Consider the following 22,012-nt stretch of genomic DNA (forward strand, 5'->3'; position numbering starts at 1 on the left):
TGGGGGGGCGCCGGCGCCACCACCGACCCTCAGATCTAGTCCACGTCAGCACAGACAGGGCGGGTCCGCGCTGCGGGCTCGCCCTTTCTGCGTCTCAGGCCCACGCGCCGAGCCGTGCTTCACTGGCGGGATGCCACTGCTCCACATCGCCCGCCTGTCCGATTGGGAGGCCGCCGTACAGACGGGCACCTACGAGGTGTCCACGCGCGGACGGACGCTCGCGGACGAGGGATTCATCCACGTGTCGCATCCGCACCAGGTGGACCGTGTGGCATCGCGCTACTACGGCGACGACGACGCGGAGCTCGTGGTGTTGGTCATCGACCCGTCGGCCGTGCGCGCGGACGGGGTCGAGATCGTCGAGGAGGACGGCGGCACCGGCGAGCTGTTCCCCCACATCTACGGAGCCATCCGGCCCGCTTGGGTGGTGGAGGCGCGTCCGGCGCGATTCGAGCACGGCGACTTCGCGTGGTGACAGCCCCCGCGCGCGCCTCACTCACCTGAGCCGCCCCACGCGCCTCAGCCACCCCGCGCGCCTCAGCCACCCCGCGCGCCTCAGCCACCCCTCTCGCCCAAGCCACCCCGCGCTCCTTGGCCACCCTTCTCGCCCAAACCCACCCCTCTCCCTCCGCAAGTGTCGAAATACGTGCATTCCGGGCGGCCAAACCGCACAGAAATCGACACTCGCGGACGGGGAGGGCGGAACTGGGAGGGCTTGGGCGTCGCGGGACGGCCGATGCGCGGACCGGCTTGGGCGTCGCGGGACGGCCGATGCGCGGGCCGGCTTGGGCGACGCGAGCCGGCTCAGTGCGGGCGCACCGCCCGGAAGGCGTGGGTCACGTACGGCAAGGACATCTCGCCATGCGCGCTCGGCGCATCCGCGAGGACCGCGTCCACGTCGCGCTCGACCTGCGCCCGGTACTGCTGATCTCCGGTGATGTAGTGACTGCGGGAGCGCGCCATCGCGCGCACGTCGTCCGCGCTCATCGGGCGCGACCACTCCCAGGTGCGGCGTTCGAGATCGGCGAGCGGCGGTGGCACGCGTGGCCCGTCGCCCTCGACGAGCTTCTCCGCCGCCGAGCCCCGCATGGCGTCGCCGAGCCGCGCGACCCACGGCTCGCGGCTGTCGCGGATGTTCCACACCAGGCCGAGCGTGCCCCCTGGCCGGAGGACGCGCGCAATCTCCACGGCGGCCAGCTCGGGATCGACCCAATGCCAGGCCTGGCCCATCACGACGCCGTCCACGGACGCATCGGGCAGCGGGATCGCCTCGGCGCGCCCGGCAGCCGTCTCCACAGTCGGCAGGGCGCGCGTGAGGGACTCGAGCATCGCAGAGTCCGGGTCGACCGCGACGACCTCGGCCGCGATCTCGGCCACCAGGGAGGTCAACTTGCCCGTCCCCGCACCCAGGTCGAGAACGCACCCGGGCGAGGCGGGAAGAAGCCATGCGACCGCATCGGCCGGATATCCCGGCCGACCACGCTCGTAGTCCCCCGCTGCCGCGCCGAACGACGTGGCGTGAGTCATGCCGCCAGCCTACGGTCGGTTCAGACCGGGACGGGCGCCGGCGGGTCCGTGCGGGTGGGCTCCTCGGTCATGGACTCGACGACTGTCGCGGCCGGGCGCTCGCCCAGCTTCACGACGACCACGCCCACCAGGATCAGCAGCGCGCCCGCGGCCTGAACGGGGGCAGGGACCTGGCCGAGCAGCAGCCAGGCGAAGGCCGTCGCCGCCATGACCTCGGTCAGGGCCACGAACGATCCGAGCCTCGCGCCGAGCCGGCGGGTGGCAGCGATGCCGGTGACGTACGCGACCGCAGCGGTGATGACGCCCAGGGCGATCGCGACGGTCCACCAGGGGGCGTCGAACTGCACAAAGCTCACGGTGCCGGTCGAGAAGCGCATCGGCAGAATGCCCGCGAGGCCAGCCGCCGCAAGAACCACGAGAGCGACCAGCAGTCCGCCCGCTGCCAGGGTGATCGGAGGCAGGCCATTGCCCTCGTCGCCGCTGATGATGAAGTACACGGACGCCCCTACCATCGCGCCGAGCGCCCACAGCACGCCGATGATAGAGATCTGCCCTCCGCCGAAGACATTGAGCAGCATCGCGAGACCGAATGCCGCAATGGCGGCGCCACCGACCGTCAGCGGGGTGGGACGGTGGCCATGGCGCAGCCACAGCCACAGCACCACCGCGACGGGGGCGGTGTACTCAATGAGGAGCGCGACGCTCACGTCCAGGTACCCCACCGCGAGGAAGTAGAACAGCTGCGCGCCCGCGACCGCGAACACCCCGTAGGCCACGATGATCTTCCACGCACGACGCACCAGGTGAGTGCGCCCACGCACCGCGATGATCGCGGGCACGATCAGCACGGCCGCCGCGATCGCGACGCGGATGAGCGTCGCCGCACCCGCAGACCAACCGACCTCGAGCAGGCCTTTGGCGAGCGACCCCGACAGTCCGAAAGACGCCGCGGAGGCGAGCGCGAATCCCAAGCCGGCGGCGAGGCGCTCGCGGGTCAGGTCATGAGTCATCAAAGCCATGGCACATGACGCTATCCGCGGTTTGGTAACGTGTCAACATGCCTTTCGCCCATGACACGATCGAGGCCCTGGAGTCGGCGGCGTTTCTTGCCAACTCCGAGCTCGAGCCGGACACGCTCGTGAGCGCGGAGGCCCTCGACGCCTTCCTGACCGACTTCGGATACACCGGGCCCCGGGCCGCGCCAGGCGACCTCGAGTTGGTGCGCGCCATCCGGACGCGGCTGCGCGCGCTGTTCGTCGCATCACGCGACGACGCCGTGCCGCTGGTGAACGAGATCCTCGCCGAGCAGGCCGCCCTCCCCCAGTTGGTGCGCCACGGCGACGTCGACTGGCACATCCACGCGACCACGGACGACCGACCCCTTCACGAGCGCATCCTGGTCGAGACCGCCATGGCGATGATCGATGTGATCCGCGCGGACGAGATGAGCCGATTCGGGCGCTGCGAGATGGAGGACTGCGATGGGATCGTGCTCGACCTGTCCCGCAATCGCTCGCGCAAGTACTGCTCGGTGACCTGCACCAACCGCGCCGCCCAGGCCGCATTTCGTGCGCGGCAGGCCGACGAGTCCTGATGCGGCCACTCCGGAGCCGGCGCTAGTCCGCGCGGTCCGCCCAACCGGCCATGCGCGCCGCCGCCCGGCCCCTGCGGGACCGCGCGGCCGGCTCGAGGTGCAGCGTGACTGCGCGCACGAGCCACGAGTTCAGCGAAAGCCCCTCCGCGGCGGCCGCGGCCTCCGCCTGCTCCTTCAACGAGTCGGGGATCCGCAGCGTCGTTCGAGTCGCGGGATCGCCCGCGAGGCTCGCGACCTCCGCCTGCGCGCCCGCGACCGCGACGGCGTCCGCCTCCGCCGCCAGGCCCGGGTGCGGCACCGTCACGACGAAGCCGACCTCCTTGCCGCGAGCCCGCAGGTCGACGCCGCCTGGCTCGAGCTCTCGCGAGATCTCGTCGGCGGCCTCGGCCAGCGCCTCCATGAGCGTGAGACGGATGGCGGGGTCGAGTGCTGAGACAAGATGCGCCGCCGCCTCTCGCGCCTTCGGGGTGCCGGTCGCCGCAGCAGCCTCCAGCTGCGCCCGCAGCTGCTCGGAGTAGCGTGTGATGTCCATGGTGTCATTTTGACACCGCAATGACACCATCGCCACCGCACAGGCGACGTCCCCGACCCGGACACCGACCGCATCGGCCGCACGCCGGGAAATGGGGCGCCCCGCTGCCGCGTTGGTGCAAGTGACAGGAACGTTCCGGCGGCGAGAGGAGGCACCACATGAGCTCACTTGCGAGGACTCCCACCGACGCACACACCGGCAGGGCCGCATCCGGCAATGGGCTCGCCATGGCGGGCGGAAAGACGCCGGACGCCGATGAGCGCGTCAAGGACCAGAAGGACCTCATGATCGTGCTGGGGCCGTAGATGCCAGACACCTGCGTGGCGCGCGTGCCCGTGTTCGCCGGCCTATCGGAAGAGGACCAGACGGCCGTGGCGGGGCGCGCGCGTCCAGTTCACCTCGCGACGGGCGAGATCGCGTATGCCGCGACCGATCCCACGTCACGTCTGCTCGTCGTGCATACGGGACGGCTCAAGATCTTCCGCCTGTCCGCCGACGGCTCCGAACAGATCGTCCGGATACTCGGACCCGGCGACTTCACGGGCGAGACTTCGATCCTTACGGGCCGTCCGCCCGACGACTACGCCGCCGCCATGGACGATTCCCAGCTCTGCGTCTTCCGCCACGAGGACCTCGAGGAACTGGTGCGGCAGCATCCGGGGATCGCGCTGCGAATGCTCTCTACGGTGAGCGAGCGGCTCTCCGCCACCGAGCAGCGCCTCAACGCTCTTGGCTCTCACGATATCGAGAGCCGCCTCGCCGGCTATCTGCTCGGCCTGCGCGTCACCTGGCTCGAAGGCGAGGGCGTGGTGACGCTCCCGATGGCCAAGAAGGACGTCGCGTCCGTCATCGACGCGTCGCCGGAGAGTCTCAGCCGTGCACTGGCGAGACTGGCCAGCCGGGGCCTGATCTCCGTGGGTGAGGGTCGGTCGGTCTCGATCATGCAGCCGGCGCTCCTGCAACGGTTGGCCGACGGGGCGTGACGGCGCGGCGGCGCCTCCCGGGCAAGCGCCGGACGACCACCGCCGCGATGCCCCCGAAGGCGACAAAGGGCTGGTCCCAGACCCGCGAGTCTTCCGACGCCGCAGGGTTGTCGCCCGCCACGAAGTAGTGGGCGACCGGGACCGACCAGGTCTGAGTGAAGGCACCCCGCACCCGTAGTGCACCGCGAAGGGCGTCGCCGTTCACCACCAGCTGGCCCGCCTCGAGTTCGATCAGGTCGCCCGGCACACCGATCACGCGCTTGACCATGCGGCGGCCGTTGTGACGAAGCACCACGACGTCACCGCGGCCTGCAGGGGCACCGGGGTGTCGAGCCGGCCGCGTGAACAGCAGGTCTGACGTCCGGTAGGTGGGGCTCATCGACTCCCCCGTGACCCTGGCAAGACGCGTCACCGCTGCACCTCAGTGCTGGTGAGCGTGGGCCGCGTGGTGAGCGTGATCGTGGTCCTCGCCCTCGGCATACTTGAAGAAGTCGACGTACGCCGCGAGGTAGCGACGCCCTGCCACGACATCGTCCACGTCGAAGTCCTTGACCTCCATCGCTGCCAGGAAGCGCTTGTCGAGCTCCGCGCGTCGGTCGGTGGGCACCATGGGCAGCAGCGCCGCGTCTGTGCCGAGACGGATCGCCTCGTCCGCTGCCGTCACCACTGGGTCTACCTCGGTGCCGGGAGCCTGAATCCCGGTGAACGCGACCCCCTCCCCCATCCGGTGGATGCGCACCAGTGTCTCGAGGAAGAGCCGGTCAGACAGGTCGGCGGCGTCTGTCCCCAGGGTGCGGACCTCGATCGCCTTGTCGAAGACCTCGCGCAGCTCGGCCTCCCCGTCGGCCGGAATCCACTTGAGCGCATAGTTGATGTTGCCGGTGTCCAACGCCTTGCGGCCGCTCGTGACGGCGGGGCCATCGGCGGTGTCGCAGTGCGCCTCGACGGTGATGGGCTTGAACGAGGCGAGCAGATTGGTGATGCGTGTGGCGAGCATGGGGTTCTCCTTCTTTGGGTTCACCCTTGACGCTACGGAGACCGCGGTCGACGCGCCTTGACGTGCGTCAAGTGCCCTCACATCCAGCGCTTGGCCTTGAACACCCGATAGAGGCCGATCGAGAACGCGACCATGACCGCGATCGCGAGCGGGTAGCCGAAGGACCAGTGCAGCTCCGGCATGTTCTGAAAGTTCATGCCGTAGATCGCGGCGACGAGCGTGGGCGCGAACAGGATCGCCGCCCAGCCGGAGATCTTCTTCATGTCCTCGTTCTGCCGCTCGGCCACGAGGGTCGAGTTCACGCTGAGGATCTGCGTGAGCGCCTCCCGGTACTCGGCGATCAGCGCGCCGATGCGGTCGAGGTGGTCGGCGACGTCCTGCAGGTAGGTCTGGAGGTCCTCGGCGACCTCGTGCTTGTCGAAGCCGCTGCGAAGCCCGCCCAGCACCTCGACCAGCCAGGACGTCGCGTGCTGGACGTCGATGACCTCCTGGGTGAGGCGGTAGATGCGCTCGGCGACTGCAGGGTCCCCGCTGAAGACCTGACGCTCGATCTGCTCCTTGTCGATCCCTACTTCGTGCAGCACCGGCGCGTAGCCGTCGACGATCGCATCGAGCAAGCGGTAGGCGATCGCCTCGGGGCCGAGATGCAGCAGATCGCCGTCGAGCAGCGAGCCGAGGATGCGCTCCGCATCCGCGCCGGAGCCAGCAAGCGCATCGGCCGTGGTGCCGTCGATCCAGACGCCGTCCTGGCACAGGACGGCCGCCGCTCCCGGCCGCACGAGCACGTGGAACTCCGCGAGGTCGACCTCTTCGCGCTCGTCGTCGTAGTGCGCGGAGCGGACCACCAGGAACAGCACATCCCGGTAGCGCTCGAGCTTGGGGCGCTGGCCCGCGTGCAACAGGTCCTCAACCAGGATCGGGTGCAGGTCCCAGGCGTCGGCCAGGTCGCGGATCGCGGTCTCGCTCGGGTCCGGGTACAGCAGCAGCGCCATCTGCGCAGGCGTCTTGTCTCCGAACGCACGCGCATCGGCCGCCGTCGCGCCCTCAGGCGCCTCCGATACCTGGCCGTCGGTGACGAACCGGGTGACATGCTCGTCCGAGCCGTGGACCGCATCGGCCGTGGGCGGACTCGAATGCCGGCGCCTGCCCGCCATCCTGCCTGCCCTGTCTCGCACCCTGCTCACGCGTGCCTCCTTCTCGCCGGCGCCCACTGCATGTGGGGTCAACGGTAGATGCCGGGAGGTTACTCCCCTGGTGCGGCGTGCCGTGGCTTCTCGGTGGGGCTTCCGGAGTCTCCTTGATTGCGCTCCACGAACGGCAGCAGGCTCGAACCGTCGCCCATCGAGCCCTCGGCTATGACGCCCAGCGATCCGTCCTGGTGCAGGATCACCACCTGCACGCCCTCGAGCGAACCGTGACCGGACTGACGGACCACCGAGTGCACATCCGCCTCGGTGAGCCGATGCTTGTGCAGGGCCTTCGACTGGAAGTCGCCCTGGTAGTAGAGCAGGACGGGGGGCGCATCGAGAACCTTGCGCATCGCCGGCCACTTGGCGCGGAGGGTCGCGAGCGCCCACTGCACGGCGACCAGCAGCACCAGCGCCACGACAGCCTGGGCGAGGCTCACGTTCGAGGCCGTGACGACTCGACCGAAGGCCGATCCCAGCGTCACCGCGATGATGAAGTCGAGCGGGGTCATCTTCGCCATCGTGCGCGGCCCCGTGCCGCGCAAGAGGATGACCAGCGTGAGGTAGCCGACCGTGCCCACCAGCAGCGTGTGCCAGATGGGGGACCAACCGGTCCAGAAGTAACTGATGTCCATCGGGTCAGACTGTCACGGGCGCCGGGCCGACGACGGCCCAGCCTCGTGCCGGAACCTCCGCCGTGTCCGCGCCCGGGTCGATGGCCGCTTCTCCGGCCAGGACCGCGCCGCCTCCGGCGACGGGCGCCTGCTGGAGCTCGTGCGACAGGTTCAGCGCCACGACGAGCGCGTGGTCATCGGACGCGACCCGGTACGCGAGGACCTCGTTCGACAGGTGGAGGACCTCGGTGGTCGCGCGGTGAAGCCACGGGTGCCTGCGCCTGAGCCCGATGAGCTCCTGGTGCAGCACGAGAATGGGCTTGCCTTCCGGCGAGAGGTCGTCGGGGGACGGCGGAAAGGCCGGCCTGATCTCGTCGTCTCCGCCCTCTCTTTCCTCCTTGGCGCCCCGGTAGCCCTGCTCGTCCCCGTAGTAGATGGACGGCGTGCCACCGACGGTGAGCAGCACGACCACCGCGTGAGGAAGCAGCTCCGGGTCGGACAATTTGCTCGCGATGCGGGTCACGTCGTGGTTGCCGATGAAGGTGAGCGGCGCGTAGGTCGCGAGGAGGTCGTTGTGACGCTCGAGCGCGGACGTGAGCTCGTAGAAGTTCGCGTCGTTGAGCGAGCTCCAGACCGCCTTCCACAGTTCGTACTGGGTCGTGGAATCGAGGCCGCCGGTCTCGACCTCCGCCGCATAGTCGCCGTGAATGTACTCGCCCACGAAGTAGGCATCGGGATGGTGCTGCCGCACGCGCGAGGTCACTTGACCCCAGAAGGATGAGGGCACCGCGTAGGCGGCGTCGAGCCGCCAGCCGTCGGCGCCCCGCGCCAGCCAGTGCTCCATGACCTCGACGACGAAGTCGGCGACGGCCGGTTCCTCGTGGTTGAGCGCCACGAGGTGATGGTGCCCCTCGAAGTCGCGGTAGTCGGGCTCATCCCCCGGCGCCGCACCCGCCTGCCACTGCAGCGAAAACCACGCCCCCGCATCGGCCGCCGGCCCCTGTGCCAGGGCCTCTTGGAACGGACCGAACGACCTCCCCACATGGTTGAACACGCCATCGAGCAGGATGCGCAACCCGCGGCCATGAGCCTCAGTGACGAGGGCATCGAAGTCCTCGTCCGTCCCGAGCCTGGGGTCGATCGCGAAGTAGTCGGTGGTGTCGTAGCCGTGGGTCTCGGACGCGAAGATGGGGCCGAGCGCCAGCCCCGAGGCTCCGAGCTCCACGACGTAGTCGAGCCACGGAATCAGGTCGAGCAGCCGGTGGGGTTCGGCGGGCTCCGCAGTGGCGGACGTCTCCGCCCCCGTGAACCCCAGCGGGAACACCTGCCACCAGATGGCGTGCTCTGCCCAGTCGGGTTCGTTCACGGCGTTGACACTGTTCGGGACCATGGCAGGTGTAACGGCCGCACGGCAGTGGTCTGTTCCGCCACTCGCCTGGAGAGTCGCTGGTGGGCCCCGTCGCGGCCCCTGTCCGTACGATGCTCGTCGTGACCTCGTCCCGATCCTCAGCGCCCGCCTGATGCCGCCGCGCTCGCCTCTTCCCCAGCGTCACGGGCTTGACGCCGCGTGGATCCGCACGCCTGGAGTCGACGTCGATGGCCCTCAGTGGGAGACGATGCGCGACTTCCTGAGCGCGCGCCTGCCAGCTCACGCTCCGGTCGCGCGGATGCTGGAGGCGGGAGAGTTCGTCGACCAGGCGGGCCGCCCGTGGGACGGCGACGAGCCCTACCGGCCCCACACGTTCGTGTGGTTCCACCGCCCGCTCGCGCCCGAGACCGCGGTGCCCTTCCCTCTTGACGTTCTCGAGGTGAACGACCGGTTCGTCGTGGTGGACAAGCCTCACTTCATGGCCACCACCCCGCGCGGGTCCCACGTGCAGGAGACCGCGCTCGTGAAGGCGCGACTGGCGCTGGACCTGCCGGAACTGGCCCCCGCGCATCGGCTGGACCGCCTGACCGCAGGAGTGCTGGTGCTGTCCACTCGCCGCGAGTACCGCGGGGCCTATCAGGGGGTGTTCCAGTCGGGCCTCGCGCTCAAGACATACGAGGCCATCGCCCCGTACGACGCCGCGCTCGAGTTTCCCCGCCGGCTCACTGGCCGGATCGAGAAGCGGCGGGGCGTCATGCAGTCCGAGCTGGTGCCGGGCGAACCCAACGCCGAGACGCTCGTGGAGCTGTTGGAGACCCGCGGTGGCCACGCGCGCTATCGGCTCACGCCGGCGACGGGCAAGACTCATCAGCTGCGCCTACAGATGGCTGACCTGGGGGTCCCGATCGTGGGCGACACACTGTATCCACACGTGCAGGAGGTCGAGGCGGGCGACTTCACACGGCCCTTGCAGCTGATCGCTCGCCGCCTGCGCTTCACTGACCCGATCGATGGCAGCCGGTGCGACTACTCGAGCAAGCGGCGGCTCGTATGGCCTCCGGAACAGCCTCAGGTTCCGCAGAACGTCTGATAGGCCCCGAAGTCCTCCGGCGCCCCGGCGGCATACCGTTCCAGTCCGGTCCGCTCCTCGTAGGGGCGGGTCACGGCGTCCACGAGCCGATGCAGGGGTTCGAGGTCTCCATCGGTCGCCGATGCGAGGGCTTCCTCGACGAGGTGGTTGCGGGGGATATAGGCGGGGTTGACCTGGTTCATCAGTGCGGCATCGGGCCGATGCGGCAGCCAGCGCTCCAGCCAGCCGTCGAATTCTGCGGGGTCGCCGAACAGTTCCCGCGCCGGCTCGGGCGCACCGGAGGCGGCGCGGCTGAGGCTGCGGAAGAGCTGGGTGTAGTCGACCTCGTGCGCCTCAAGCAGCGCCAACAGCTCCTTCACCAACCCGGACGCGGTGTGGCCGTCGACGTGGTCTCGCAGTCCGATCTTGGCCTTCGCGCCGCTCGACCAGGCGGCGTCGTATTCGTCGTCAAAGCCGCCGAGCGCCTCGGTGGCGATGGCCACCGCTTGCTCCTGATCCTCGTGCAGCAGGGGAAGCAGCGCCTCCGCGAGCCGGGCAAGGTTCCACCGGGCCGCCAGCGGCTGGTTGGCATAGGCGTAGCGTCCGCCCTGGTCGATGGAGCTGTAGACCGCGCCCGGATTGTAGGCATCCATGAACGCACACGGCCCATAGTCGATGGTCTCGCCGGAGATCGTCATGTTGTCCGTGTTCATCACGCCGTGGACAAAGCCCACGAGCATCCATCGGGCGACCAGCGACGCCTGGGCGGTGATGACTGCCTCAAGGAGCCCGACGTACGGATGCTCTGCTCCCGCGACCTCCGGATAGTGACGGTCGATCGCGTGATCGGCGAGCCTGCGCAAGAGGCCGTCGTCGCCGGTGGCGCGCGCGTATTGGAAGGTCCCGACGCGCAGATGGCTGCTGGCCACCCGCGCCAGGACGGCCCCGGGCAGTTCCGTCTCACGATGGACAGCGCTTCCGGTACCCACGACGGCCAGGGAGCGCGTGGTGGGGGCACCCAACGCGTGCATCGCCTCGCTGAGGATGTACTCGCGCAGCATCGGGCCCACCGCCGCCAGCCCATCGCCCCCGCGCGCGTACGGCGTCCGTCCCGAACCCTTCAGGTGCACGTCCCGGAGTTCTCCGTCGACGCCCGTGATCTCGCCCAGCAGCAGCGCGCGCCCGTCCCCGAGCCGAGGAGAGTAGTGGCCGAACTGGTGCCCCGCGTAGCCCTGGGCCACCGGAGCGGCGCCCTCGGGCACGAGGTTGCCCGTCAACCACAGGGGCCCGTCGGGACCGCGCAACACAGATGGGTCGACGCCGAGCTCGTGGGCCAGCCGCTCGTTGAGGACCAGCAGCCGCGGATCACGCAACTTCTGCGCCTCCCAGGGCGTGCACAGTTCCGGCAGTTCCCGGGCGAAACGGCTGCCGAGCGTGACCGTGGCTGGTGGAGAGACACTCATCCACCGAGGCTACCCGCGGCCGCACGTTCCGATCACGGCCGCCTCGTGCACGCGATGCTCAGCCCTCAAACGTGGAAGCGGAACTCCACCGCGTCCCGTAGCCGACCAACAGCTCGGTCCCGTTCAGGCGCTCAGCACCGCGTTCAACTCACAAGTGGTGCGGGAGCGATCAGACCCCCCCGGTCAATCATCGCCGGGGCAGCCCCGCATCACCTCAACGTTCAGCAGTTCTCCACTCGGGGAACGTCAGTAGGCGACGGGCGACGTCGTCGGGAGCCGGACCGTCTCGCGTGATGAGCCAAAGGTTGCTTGTCATGCGCTCTGCAGCGGTGTGATGGCCTCGATCTGGCTAGCCAAACGGTCCTCAGCGAGCTCAAGCTCGTAGTGAGACTGCAGGTTCAACCAGAACTGCGGGTCGATGGCGAAGTACCGGCCCAGCCGAAGCGCGGTATCGGCTGTGATGGCGCGCTTGCCGTGGACGATCTCGTTGATTCGCCGCGGCGGCACACCGATCGACACCGCCAACTTGTTCTGGGTGATCCCGAACCCGTTGATGAAGTCCTCCATGAGGACTTCCCCAGGGTGAACGGGCGCCCACCTCTCAGTGGTAGTCGACGAGTTCGACATCCTCAGCACCTCCTTCTGTCCAGGTGAAGCAGATCCGCCATTGGTCGTTCACTCGAACGCTTTGCTGACCTGCGCGGTCACCCTTGAGTTGCTCCAGCCGGTTTCCCGGTGGCACCCTCAGCGATTCGAGGAATCTGGCCGCATGGATCTGCGTCAGCTTCCGGAGGGCAACCTTCTGCACACGGGGATCGATCGACGGCACCTTGTCCCGGTGCCACAGCCGTTCGGTCGCCTTGTCTGCGAACGATCGGATCACACGACCAGCATGACAAACTTAACGCGCCGCGTCAATAACGCTATACGTTAAAGCGGAACTCCACCACGTCGCCGTCGTGCATGACGTAGTCCTTGCCCTCGATGCGCACCTTGCCGGCGGCCTTCGCCTCGGCCATCGAGCCGTACTGCATGAGGTCGTCGAAGCCGACCACCTCGGCCTTGATGAAGCCCTTCTCGAAATCCGTGTGAATCACTCCGGCGGCCTGCGGGGCGGTCCAGCCCTTGCGGATGGTCCACGCGCGCGACTCCTTAGGGCCGGCGGTCAAATACGTCTGGAGCCCGAGGGTGTCGAAGCCGATGTGCGCGAGCTGCGACAGTCCGGATTCGGTCTGCCCGGTCGACTCGAGCATCTCGCGGGCCTCCTCCTCGTCGAGCTCGATGAGCTCGGACTCGAACTTGGCGTCGAGGAAGATCGCCTTGGCCGGCGCGACCAGCGCCTCGAGCCGGGCCTTCTTGTCCTCGTCCATGAGGCCGGCATCATCCGTGTTGAACACGTAGATGAAGGGCTTGACGGTGAGCAGGTTGAGCTCGCGCAGCTCGGCGGTGTCGAGACCCGCGGCGGCAGCACCCGCGAACAGCGTCTGTCCGGCCTCGAGGATCTCCTTGGCCTGCGTCACGGCGTTCAGCAGCTCGGCGGGGCCCTTCTTGGTGCGGACCTCCTTCTCGAGCCGCGGCAACACCTTCTCGATGGTCTGCAGGTCCGCGAGGATCAGCTCCGTCGAGATGGTCTCGAGGTCGCCGGCCTCGTCGGTGGACCCGTCCACCCGGGTGACGTCCGCATCGTCGAACGCGCGCGTGACCTGGCAGATCGCATCGGCCTCACGAATATTGGCGAGGAAGGCGTTACCCAGGCCCTCGCCCTCGGAGGCGCCCTTGACGATGCCGGCGATGTCGACGAACGACACGGTGGCCGGCAGCTCCTTCTCGCTCTTGAACACCTCGGCGAGGCGGCCCAGCCGCTCGTCCGGCAGCGGCACCACGCCGACGTTGGGCTCGATCGTCGCGAACGGGTAGTTCGCGGCGAGCACCTCCGCCCGCGTCAGAGCGTTGAACAGGGTGGACTTGCCCACGTTGGGCAGTCCGACGATTCCGATAGTGAGAGCCACGGGGATCAAGTCTAGTTGCCGCCGCCGTTTCGACACGACGCGCCACTTCTGACCGCGGTGCGCCGCCCACGACGGCCGATGCGGGGGCTGGGTGGGGCCGTCCGGCGCCTCAGTGGTCCGCGGCGCCTCGTGCGGATCGGCAGGGCGGGCTAACGTGAGCACCATGACCTTCGCGAACGTAGGCACCCTCGGCGTCCAGCCCGGCAAGCGCGACGAGGTCGTCGCAATTCTGACCCGGCCCAACCCCCAACTCGACGAAGCCGGGTGCCTGCTCTATGAGGTGGGCATCGACGATGACGACCCGGACACCGTGTTCGTCGCGGAGCTGTGGACCTCGGCCGAAGCGCATCGCGCGTCGCTGCAGCTCGACAGCGTGCGCGCGGCGATTCAGGAAGCGATGCCGCTGCTGACGGGCCAGATGGGCGGCATCACCTTCGCCGTCTCCGGCTCACCGCTGCGGAACTGACCCCCGGCTCTACCCTGCCGAGAGCACGGGCAGATCTCCCGTGCCGACGAGACGGGGCGGGCGTAGTCTCGGACCATGACCGAACTCGGATCGATCTTCAACCCCGGCGAGGCCGAGATGGCCAGTCACCTGGCGTCGGAGAAGATCCTGCCCGCGCCATCTCCGGTGGCCGGCCCGCCGCTCACCGACGCGAACGGCGACGAGGTGCACATCCCTGGAACGGACGAGCTGCCCGAGCCCTTCTCCCCCGAGGCCGCCGTGCTGCCAAGACCGGTCCGAGCCGCGCATCGGCCGGATGGAAGCCCTATCCCGGACTGACTGACACCCGCGCACCGGCCGTGGCCGAGCACGAGGACTAGTTGCCGCCTCCGATGACGCGGCTCCCATTGAACGGCTGGGGAGGACCGTCACCACGTTCCGGCGAGTGCTCGACGTGGAGGCCGTGGTCCTCCTCGCCGACCTCCTTCATGAACTCGTAGCGGGCCTTGCGGCGCGCGAGCTGGTCGTCGGGATCCGGCACCGGCGCGGCGATCAGCAGCCTCTTGGTGTACTCCTCGGTGGGGTTGCTCAGCACCTGGGTGCGGTCGCCCTGCTCCACGACGGCGCCGTCCTTCAGCACCACCACGCGGTCGGCCAGCGTGTCGACGACCGCGAGGTCGTGGCTCACGAACAGGCAGCCGAAGTCGTAGCGCTCCTGGAGAGCCGTGAACATCTTCAGCACGGAGGCCTGCACCGACACGTCGAGAGCCGAGGTGGGCTCGTCCGCGACCAGGAACTCGGGGTCGAGAGACAGGGCGCGGGCGATCGACACGCGCTGGCGCTGTCCACCCGAGAGTTCGTGCGGATACCGGTTCGCGACGCTGCGGGGCAGCTCGACGGCCTCGAGGAGCTCGGCCACCTTGGCCCGGCGCGAGGCCTTGTCGCCGATCTTGTGGACCTCCATCGGCTCGGAGATGCAGTCACCGACGGGAAGCCGCGGGTTCAGCGAGCTGGCGGGATCCTGGAAGACCACGCCGATCCGGCGGCGCAGTGCCTTGAGCTCGGCGCGCTTCATGGAGGTGATGTCCTGGCCGAGGATCGACACGGTGCCCGACGCGGCGGGGATGAGTCCCAGAACACAGCGGGCGATCGTCGACTTCCCCGATCCGGACTCGCCGACGAGCCCCACGATCTCGCCCTGGTTCACATCGAATGTGACGCCGTCCACGGCCCGGAACGGCTCCTTGCCGGTGCGGTGGTACTCGACGACGAGGTCGCGTACCTCGAGCGACCGCGGCGAATCTCCCTGCACGACCGGCGGCGTCTCGCCGCGGCGGCCCAGGTGCGGGACGGCGTCGAGCAGGCGCTTGGTGTACTCGTGGCTCGGACGGGTCAGGACATCGTGCGCGCTGCCCGACTCAACCAGGTCGCCCTGATACATCACCGCCACACGGTCGGCCATATCCGCGACCACACCCATGTTGTGCGTGATCAGCAGGATGCCCGTGTTGAGCTCATCCTTCAGGGAGCGCAACAGGTCAAGGATCTCAGCCTGCACCGTCACGTCGAGCGCGGTCGTGGGCTCGTCCGCGATGATCACCTGCGGGTCGCACGAGATCGCCATCGCAATCACGATGCGCTGTCGCTGCCCGCCGGAGAACTCGTGCGGGTACTGGTGAATGCGCTTCTCGGCATCGGGGATGCCGACCATGCGCAGCAGTTCGATGGCCCGCGCATCGGCTGCCCTGCCGAACGCGATGCCGTGGAGTTCGAGCGCCTCGGTCAGCTGCGTGCGGACCGTCAGCACCGGGTTGAGGGCCGTCATGGGCTCTTGGAAGACCATCGCGACGTCGTTGCCCCGCAGTTGGCGCAGGCCCTTGTCGCTCAGCGAACCGATCACCTTGCCCGCCACGGAGATGTCCCCCGAGATCCTGGCGTTGCCGGGGAGCAGCCCCAGCGCCGACATCGAGGTCACGGACTTGCCCGAGCCGGACTCGCCGACGAGCGCCAGGACCTCGCCCGGGTGCACCTCGATCGAGATGCCCTTGACCGCGTGGACCTGTCCGAACTCGGTCCCGAACTGCACGTTCAGGTTGTCGAAGGACAGCACCGGTCCGCCCCGAGCGGGCTCACTCTCGAACGTGTTGACGTCTGCCGTGGTGCTCATCAGCGACCGTCCTTGTTCTGACGTGGATCGAAAGCGTCGCGCAGTCCGTCTCCGATGAAGTTGACGCTCAGCGCGATCGCGAGAATGAACATGCCCGGGAACCAGAACAGCCACGGCCGCGAGGTGAACGCGGTCTGGTACCGGTCGATGAGCGAGCCGAGCGAGATGTCCGGCGGCTGCACGCCGAAGCCCAGGAAGCTGAGGGCCGTCTCGAGCAGGATGGCGGCGGCGATCGCGAAGGTGGTGGCGACGATGATGACGCCGACGGTGTTGGGCAGGATGTGACGGAAGATGATTCGCCCCGAGCCCGTTCCGATGGCCCGTGCGGCGGCGACGAACTCGCGTTCGCGCAGGGACAGCACCTCGCCTCGCACCAGGCGGGCCAGCGACGTCCACGTCACGGCCGCCAGCGTGAGAGACAGGACCACGATGCCCTGATCGCCGGCGATGCGGCCGAGCACGGCGGCCAGCACGAGCAGCGGGATGATGATGAACAGGTCGGTCATGCGCATCAGGAACGCCTCGGCCCATCCGCGGAAGTAGCCCGCGATGGCGCCGATGATCGTGCCGATGATCGTCGACACCAGCCCCACGATGAAGGCGATGGTCAGCGAGATCTGGGTGCCGCGCATCGTCAACGCGAAGAAGTCGCGTCCCGTCTGATCCTGGCCGAAGGGGTGCTCACCGAGCGTGAACCAGCCGATCGTGGGCCGGCCCCCATCGAGGATCGGTCCCGTGTCGGTGAAGTTCTTGCCCCACCACCCGGGGACGGGGCCGAACCCGATCGACGTGAACGCCAGCAGGGTGACGAAGATGAGGACGCCCAGCGCGACCATCGCGCCCTTGTGACGGAAGAAGCGGCGGCGGACCAGCTGGCCCTGGCTGTAGGACTTCTGCTCGCGATCAGGTCCGTCGACCACCGTGCTCTCCGGCGCCGCGACAGGGCCCTCCGGCATGCCGAACTCAGGACGATCACTCATGGCCCTACCTCCTGATCCTGGGGTCGAGGAACGCGTAGCTGATATCCGCGATGAGGTTCATGACGATCGCCGCGATCGCGGTGACCAGGAAGAACGCCATCACGGGCGCGGGGTCCGTGTGGCTGAGGCCGCTGCGGAACAGCTCGCCCATTCCCTTCCAGCCGAACACCGCCTCGGTGATGACCGCGCCGGAGATCAGGGCCGCGAAGTCGAATGCCACGATCGTGGTGATGGGGATGAGCGCGTTGCGGAACGCGTGCTTGACGATCACGGTGCGCTCGGAGAGGCCCTTGGAGCGGGCGGTGCGCACGTAGTCCTGGTTGAGGGTCTCAAGCATCGAGCTGCGCGTGTACCGCGAGTAGGTGGCCACCGAGATCAATGTCAGCAGCATCGTGGGAAGCAGCAGCTGGGTGCCGAGGTCGAGCGTTGACTCCCAGAAGTCACCGCCGAAGTTGGGGGTCTGCGATCCGATGGTCGAGATTGGTCGCGGCTTGAGGTCGAGGAACCCTGCCCAGGCATAGACGACCCGGTCCGCGGCGGTCATGAACGCCATGAAGGCGGCGGTGATCGCGGACAGCGCCATCGCCACGCCACGCGAGTAGCCGCCCCACAGTCGTCCCACCACGAGGCCCACCACTATGGCGGAGATGAACAGGCCGATGAGGATGAGCCAGTTCGGCTCGTCGAGGAGCGGTCCGACGGCGAAGAACATGATGGTGCCCACGCCGACGGTGGTGAGCGTCGAGTACAGCACCCGCCTGTTGTCGATGCCGGTGATCAGTGCGGTGATCCCTACGGCGAAGGCCGTCGACACGATCAGCACCAGCCCGATGCCGAGAGCGGGGTTGCGCCACCATCCGATGTTCGTGAAGACCAGCAGGGCGATGATCGCGAAGGCGCCGCTCGTGCTGGCGGTGAGCAGCCGGCGTCTCAGCCCGCCGCCGAGGATCGCCTGCAATATCAGCGCGATCACCACTCCGATGATGATCGCTTGTGTGACGGATATCTGTGGATCCGCCATCCAGTCGTTGTAGCGGATCGCGCCGTACTCCTTGAGCAGCACGGCTGCCCAGAAGACTGGCAGGGAGAAGAACAGGAACGCGAGGAACGTCACCGCGTAGTCGAAGCCCGAGTACTGCCTCAGGGCTGTCAGGATGCCGACGATCACGCCGATGATGATCGCCGCGAAGGTGGCGATGGTGACCAGGCGCAGAGTCGAGCCGGCGGCCTGCTCCAGCAGCGCGCCGACATCGGAGCCGGCGCGGTCGGTGCCGAGGTCGCACTGTCCGATGATGCAGCCAGCGGCGCCGGTGAGCCACTGGCCGTAGCGCTGATACCACGGGAGGTCGAGACCCATGTTGTCGATCCGGGACTCGATGAGCTGCTCGCGGTTCGAGGCGGTCGACTCCCTCAGATCCTCCAGCGGGTCGCCGGCGTTGATCGTGAGGACGAACATCAGCAGCGAGCCGACGAGCAGGATCACGCTCGATACAGCCAGCCGTCTGAGGACAAACCTGGTCATAGATGCAGAACTTTCTCGTGGTGAGTGGTCAGGCGCGTCCGCGACCGACTCGTCGCGTCACCGTCGACGCTCCGACCACCCATGCATGACCGGTGGGGAGGGGCGTGTGCCCCTCCCCACCGGTCGAGTGCAAGGTCAGTCCGTGCCTACTCGGAGCGAACCCACTCTTCAGCGTTCCACACGATACCGGACTGTGCGGAGCTGGGCTCGACGTTCTGAATCGTCGAGTCCCATGCCGCGACACCGGGGTGCGCGAAGATCGGGATGCCGTAGAGGTCCTCCCAGAGCGCACGCTCGATGATCTTGGTCTGCTCCAGCTGCTCGTCGGTGTCCAGCGTCGAGGTCAGGATGTCCCAGGCCTCGTCGACCGTCTCGTTGGAGTAGTTGAGGTAGTTCTGCGGGCGACCGGTCGCGTAGATGTTCTGACCGGACGTGATCTGGCCCGAGCCGGACCAGGCGAACAGCGCGACGTCGAAGTCACCGGTGTCGAGGTTGCCTCCAGCGGCGAAGAAGTCGGGGTTGCCGATGTCCTCGATCTCGAAGCCAGCCTGGTCACAGGAGTCCTTGATCAGCGCCACCTGGTCGGTGCGGCGGGGGTTCGGTCCCGAGTAGCCGATGCGGACGTTGACGGGGGTCTCCACGCCGGCCTCGGCGATCAGCGCCGAGGCGCCTTCGATGTCGACCTCGTCGTACTGACCGTCGTAGGCCGCGTCGACGACCTCGTCGTAGGTGTCCTGGAACGGGAACACCTCGCGAGCGTTCATCACGGTCGCGTCGGGGTTGATCGGCTTGATCAGGTTGTCGACGATGAGCTGACGGGGCACGCACATGGCGAACGCTTCGCGCAGCTCGGCGCTCTCGCCGAGGGCCGCGCCCTCGCCACGGTTGATGTCGAGGTGCTCCCAGATCAGCGTCTGGTAGGTGCCGAGCGTGACGGACTCGCCCAGCGCCTCGATCTGGTCGATCGTGTCGACGGTGGCCTGCGGCTCGACCACGTTCAGGTCGCCGTTGGCGAGAGCCTGCACGTGCGAGTCGGCGGATGCGAAGCGGAAGACGAGCTCACGCGTCGCGGGAGCGTCGCCCCACCAGTTCTCGTTCGGCACCAGCGTGATCGACTGGCCAGCCTCCCACGAACCGTACGTGTACGGGCCCGAGGACAGCGCAATCGACGGATCGGGCAGCTCGCCCGGCGTGCTGGAGATCCACTCGGTGTTCCAGAACTCGGCGGCGGGGCGCATCGCCTCGACGTCGCCAGCCTGGATCGCCGTGACCATCTCTTCGAGCGTCATGCCGGACTGCTCCGCCACCACGTGGGCCGGGAAGTCGATGACGGTGGTCAGCAGGTAGTCGGGGTACGGGTTGGTGTACTCGATGGTGAACGACTTGCCACCGGGCTCACCCTGCGGACCCTCGGGCACGCGGTCGCCGTAGTCGAGGCCGCTGACGTGGTCGAACAGGGCGACGGGGTTGCCGTCCTCGTTCTCGCCGTCGGTGAGCGACTGCGACGCCCACGTCATGAGGACGTCCTCGTACTTGATGGGCTCGCCATCGGACCAGACGGCGTCATCGTTGATGGTGTACTCGACGACCATGGGGTCCTCGGAGACCAGCTCCACATTGCCCATATCCTCGTTGATCTGGATGGAGGCGTCAGGTCCGAAGTAGGTGAATCCCGAGCGCACGCGCTCATTGACCACCGAGTTGTAGGTGGAATAGGTCGCCGACGTGAGGTCGTTGTACCCGTTCCACTCGACCTCGCCGGCCGAGAAGTAGATGGTGTCGTCGTTGGTACCGCCGGTCGGGGCCGATTCAGTAGCCGAGGTCTCGGGCGTCGTGTCGCCCTCCGGGTCCTCGGAAGTACATGCGGCGAGGGCGAGGCTCGCCATCGCGACGACGGCGGCACCCTTCCCAATCTTGCCGAGCTTCATTCTGTGTCCTCTCACTTCACACGCCTACGTGTGTCGACCCGGGGTTCGAGCGCATACACGGGCGTGAAGGCAACGGGGAGTTTCCCCGCGGTGCCGTCCAGGGTACGAAAAGTTCGGTAACGATCGTGTTTCGGGTACTGCTCGTACCGATATTCGTGCCCAAAATGTGACTAAGACCACATCCTAGGTGCGCATTGAGCGCCGAACTGGGACCAACGTCGTGCGTTTCCGCAACCGCGTTGTGAGCCCGATGCGCGGGTCGGCCTGGGCATGTCACACGCGAGTGGGAGCGTGGTGCCATGGTTGAGATCCTCATCGCCGCATCGGCGCTCCTCGCTGGGCTGGCGGCGGGCTACCTGCTCGCCGCGCGTCGCTCGGCGGCAGCCCAGACCCAGGCCGCGATCGCGCGGGAGCGCGTCGCGATGCTCGAGCAGCAAGCGCGACAGCAGGCCGATGCGTGGGCCCAGCGGGAGGCCGATCTCACCGCCGCGCACGAGCGCTACGTCGCGCAGGTGCGCGGAGACCAGGAGACCATGCGCCAGCAGTTCGCGGTGCTGTCCCAGCAGACCCTCAAGGCGAGCCAGGAGTCGCTGCTCGAGGTGGCGCGCGAACGGCTCGCGCGCGAGCGCCAGGCGGGCGAGGCGGAGCTCGCCAAGCGCGAGCAGGCCGTGCGTCAGCTCGTCGAGCCAATGGCGAAGGCCCTCGACGTGGTGCAGCGGCAGACGGCCGAGGCGGACAAGGCCCGTGCGAGCGGACACGCGCAGCTGTCGGAACAGGTGAGGCAGATGCTCGCCGCGTCGGACAAGCTCGACAAGCGCACCTCCGACTTCATCAACACGCTGCGCCGTTCAGACGTGCGCGGGAACTGGGGAGAGGTGCAGCTGCGCCGCGTGGTCGAGCTCGCGGGAATGGTCGAGCACGTGGACTTCACCGAGCAGGACTCGGTGCGCGATGGCGAGGGACGGCTGCAGCGGCCGGACTTGACCGTCAAGCTTGCCGGCGGCCGAACGATCGTCGTGGACTCCAAGGTCGCGCTGTCCGCGCTGATCGAGGCGTTCGAGACCGACGATGAAGAGGTGCGCGCCGACCGCCTGCGTGCTCACGCGCGTCACATTCGCAAGCACGTGGACGAACTGGCGGCCAAGAAGTACTGGGAGCAGTTCGAGTCCTCGCCCGAGTTCGTGGTGATGTTCGTGCCGTCAGAGGCCTTCTATCAGTCGGCGCTCGAGCAGGACGGGGACCTGCAGGAGTATGCGTACGGCAAGCGGGTCTTCATCGCGACGCCCACCACGCTCGTGGCGATGCTGCGCACGGTCGCGCACGCGTGGAAGGAGGACGCCTTGGCCAAGAACGCGCAGGAGGTGCTCTCGACGGGCAAGGAGCTGTACGACAGGCTGTCGACCATGGGCGAGCACCTCGCCAAGGTGGGACGTGCGATCGAGGGCGCGAGCCGTGCCTACAACCAGACGGTTGCGTCGCTCGAGTCGCGCGTGCTGGTGAGCGCCCGCAAGTTCCGCGACATGCAGCAGATCGACGCGCCTCTGCCCGAGGTCGACCAGGTCGCGACCGAGCCGCGTGAGCTGAGCGCCCCGGAGCTCACCGACCGCACCTAGCCCTGCGCACTCT

The 22,012-nt window shown here is 68.2% G+C and carries 24 protein-coding genes; 8 read left to right on the forward strand and 16 right to left on the reverse strand.

Translation table 11 applies throughout. The annotated features are described in order from the left end of the window. Positions 1–130: 130 nt before the first annotated feature. On the forward strand, positions 131–475 hold the full coding sequence (locus ACNI14_RS05265) for a DUF952 domain-containing protein (protein ID WP_420518912.1): 345 nt from the start codon (positions 131–133) through the stop codon (positions 473–475). Positions 476–804: 329 nt separating this feature from the next. Here ACNI14_RS05265 and ACNI14_RS05270 read toward each other — a convergent pair whose 3' ends face one another. Beyond that, positions 805–1,527, reverse strand: coding sequence for a class I SAM-dependent methyltransferase (locus tag ACNI14_RS05270; RefSeq protein ID WP_420518913.1), 723 nt, complete (start codon positions 1,525–1,527; stop codon positions 805–807). A 20-nt stretch (positions 1,528–1,547) separates the two neighbouring features. Continuing rightward, on the reverse strand, positions 1,548–2,537 hold the full coding sequence (locus tag ACNI14_RS05275; RefSeq protein ID WP_420518915.1) for an EamA family transporter: 990 nt from the start codon (positions 2,535–2,537) through the stop codon (positions 1,548–1,550). A gap of 47 nt (positions 2,538–2,584) precedes the next feature. On the opposite strand from ACNI14_RS05275, the gene ACNI14_RS05280 reads away from it, so the two are divergent. Then, complete coding sequence (locus tag ACNI14_RS05280) at positions 2,585–3,121, forward strand: CGNR zinc finger domain-containing protein (protein ID WP_420518916.1); 537 nt, start codon at positions 2,585–2,587, stop codon at positions 3,119–3,121. Between the two features lie 22 nt (positions 3,122–3,143). Here the strand turns inward: ACNI14_RS05280 and ACNI14_RS05285 are convergent, their stop codons facing one another. Beyond that, on the reverse strand, positions 3,144–3,653 hold the full coding sequence (locus tag ACNI14_RS05285) for a YlcI/YnfO family protein (protein WP_420518917.1): 510 nt from the start codon (positions 3,651–3,653) through the stop codon (positions 3,144–3,146). Between the two features lie 158 nt (positions 3,654–3,811). On the opposite strand from ACNI14_RS05285, the gene ACNI14_RS05290 reads away from it, so the two are divergent. Both ACNI14_RS05290 and ACNI14_RS05295 read left to right on the forward strand, forming a co-directional pair. After that, a complete protein-coding gene (locus tag ACNI14_RS05290) occupies positions 3,812–3,958 on the forward strand; it encodes a hypothetical protein (RefSeq protein ID WP_420518918.1) in 147 nt (48 codons plus the stop codon). Continuing rightward, complete coding sequence (locus tag ACNI14_RS05295) at positions 3,959–4,636, forward strand: Crp/Fnr family transcriptional regulator (protein ID WP_420518919.1); 678 nt, start codon at positions 3,959–3,961, stop codon at positions 4,634–4,636. On the opposite strand, the gene lepB is transcribed toward ACNI14_RS05295, so the two are convergent. From lepB to ACNI14_RS05320, 5 genes are all read right to left on the reverse strand, one after another. Then, a complete protein-coding gene (gene lepB / locus ACNI14_RS05300) occupies positions 4,593–5,048 on the reverse strand; it encodes a signal peptidase I (RefSeq protein WP_420518920.1) in 456 nt (151 codons plus the stop codon). The two genes, ACNI14_RS05295 and lepB, sit on opposite strands and share 44 nt — an antisense overlap. A gap of 9 nt (positions 5,049–5,057) precedes the next feature. Beyond that, positions 5,058–5,633 carry a DUF6448 family protein gene (locus tag ACNI14_RS05305; RefSeq protein ID WP_420518921.1) on the reverse strand — a complete coding sequence of 192 codons (576 nt, stop codon included), beginning with the start codon at positions 5,631–5,633 and terminating at the stop codon, positions 5,058–5,060. Positions 5,634–5,710: 77 nt separating this feature from the next. Then, on the reverse strand, positions 5,711–6,817 hold the full coding sequence (locus ACNI14_RS05310) for a magnesium and cobalt transport protein CorA (RefSeq protein ID WP_420518922.1): 1,107 nt from the start codon (positions 6,815–6,817) through the stop codon (positions 5,711–5,713). A gap of 59 nt (positions 6,818–6,876) precedes the next feature. Continuing rightward, positions 6,877–7,455, reverse strand: a complete 579-nt coding sequence (locus ACNI14_RS05315) for a DUF421 domain-containing protein (protein ID WP_420518923.1) — start codon at positions 7,453–7,455, stop codon at positions 6,877–6,879. Positions 7,456–7,459: 4 nt separating this feature from the next. After that, positions 7,460–8,800 (reverse strand): alpha-amylase family glycosyl hydrolase, encoded by a 1,341-nt coding sequence (locus tag ACNI14_RS05320; RefSeq protein WP_420518924.1) that lies wholly within the window; start codon positions 8,798–8,800, stop codon positions 7,460–7,462. A gap of 154 nt (positions 8,801–8,954) precedes the next feature. On the opposite strand from ACNI14_RS05320, the gene ACNI14_RS05325 reads away from it, so the two are divergent. Further along, the gene (locus ACNI14_RS05325; protein WP_420518925.1) at positions 8,955–9,893 is read left to right on the forward strand and encodes a pseudouridine synthase; all 939 of its coding nucleotides are present in this window, start codon (positions 8,955–8,957) and stop codon (positions 9,891–9,893) included. Here ACNI14_RS05325 and ACNI14_RS05330 read toward each other — a convergent pair. The 4 genes from ACNI14_RS05330 to ychF form a co-directional block, all read right to left on the reverse strand. Next, positions 9,872–11,335, reverse strand: coding sequence for a protein adenylyltransferase SelO (locus ACNI14_RS05330; RefSeq protein WP_420518926.1), 1,464 nt, complete (start codon positions 11,333–11,335; stop codon positions 9,872–9,874). The genes ACNI14_RS05325 and ACNI14_RS05330 overlap by 22 nt on opposite strands. Before the next feature lie 312 nt (positions 11,336–11,647). Next, positions 11,648–11,962 carry a HigA family addiction module antitoxin gene (locus ACNI14_RS05335; RefSeq protein ID WP_420518927.1) on the reverse strand — a complete coding sequence of 105 codons (315 nt, stop codon included), beginning with the start codon at positions 11,960–11,962 and terminating at the stop codon, positions 11,648–11,650. Further along, positions 11,937–12,218: a type II toxin-antitoxin system RelE/ParE family toxin gene (locus tag ACNI14_RS05340; protein WP_420518929.1), complete on the reverse strand. Its 282-nt coding sequence runs from the start codon at positions 12,216–12,218 to the stop codon at positions 11,937–11,939. Before ACNI14_RS05340 ends, ACNI14_RS05335 begins: the two co-directional genes overlap by 26 nt. Before the next feature lie 40 nt (positions 12,219–12,258). Beyond that, positions 12,259–13,344, reverse strand: coding sequence for a redox-regulated ATPase YchF (gene ychF / locus ACNI14_RS05345; RefSeq protein WP_420518930.1), 1,086 nt, complete (start codon positions 13,342–13,344; stop codon positions 12,259–12,261). A gap of 163 nt (positions 13,345–13,507) precedes the next feature. On the opposite strand from ychF, the gene ACNI14_RS05350 reads away from it, so the two are divergent. Continuing rightward, a complete protein-coding gene (locus tag ACNI14_RS05350; RefSeq protein WP_420518931.1) occupies positions 13,508–13,810 on the forward strand; it encodes a putative quinol monooxygenase in 303 nt (100 codons plus the stop codon). Between the two features lie 75 nt (positions 13,811–13,885). After that, entirely contained in the window at positions 13,886–14,128 is a 243-nt protein-coding gene (locus ACNI14_RS05355) for a hypothetical protein (protein WP_420518932.1), read from the forward strand. Between the two features lie 37 nt (positions 14,129–14,165). Here the strand turns inward: ACNI14_RS05355 and ACNI14_RS05360 are convergent, their stop codons facing one another. The 4 genes from ACNI14_RS05360 to ACNI14_RS05375 all read right to left on the reverse strand — a co-directional run bounded on the left by ACNI14_RS05360 (position 14,166) and on the right by ACNI14_RS05375 (position 20,386). After that, a complete protein-coding gene (locus ACNI14_RS05360; RefSeq protein ID WP_420518933.1) occupies positions 14,166–15,956 on the reverse strand; it encodes an ABC transporter ATP-binding protein in 1,791 nt (596 codons plus the stop codon). Beyond that, entirely contained in the window at positions 15,956–16,936 is a 981-nt protein-coding gene (locus ACNI14_RS05365) for an ABC transporter permease (protein ID WP_420518934.1), read from the reverse strand. The genes ACNI14_RS05360 and ACNI14_RS05365 overlap by 1 nt, the downstream gene beginning before the upstream one ends. Before the next feature lie 4 nt (positions 16,937–16,940). Then, the gene (locus ACNI14_RS05370) at positions 16,941–18,458 is read right to left on the reverse strand and encodes an ABC transporter permease (protein WP_420518935.1); all 1,518 of its coding nucleotides are present in this window, start codon (positions 18,456–18,458) and stop codon (positions 16,941–16,943) included. 146 nt (positions 18,459–18,604) lie between these two features. Further along, positions 18,605–20,386, reverse strand: coding sequence for an ABC transporter substrate-binding protein (locus ACNI14_RS05375; protein ID WP_420518936.1), 1,782 nt, complete (start codon positions 20,384–20,386; stop codon positions 18,605–18,607). A gap of 299 nt (positions 20,387–20,685) precedes the next feature. Between ACNI14_RS05375 and ACNI14_RS05380 the strand changes: the two genes are divergently transcribed. Further along, positions 20,686–21,999, forward strand: coding sequence for a DNA recombination protein RmuC (locus ACNI14_RS05380; RefSeq protein WP_420518937.1), 1,314 nt, complete (start codon positions 20,686–20,688; stop codon positions 21,997–21,999). Positions 22,000–22,012 lie beyond the last annotated feature (13 nt).

It is taken from the genome of Demequina pilifera (genome assembly GCF_048814985.1).
GTDB lineage: Bacteria > Actinomycetota > Actinomycetes > Actinomycetales > Demequinaceae > Demequina.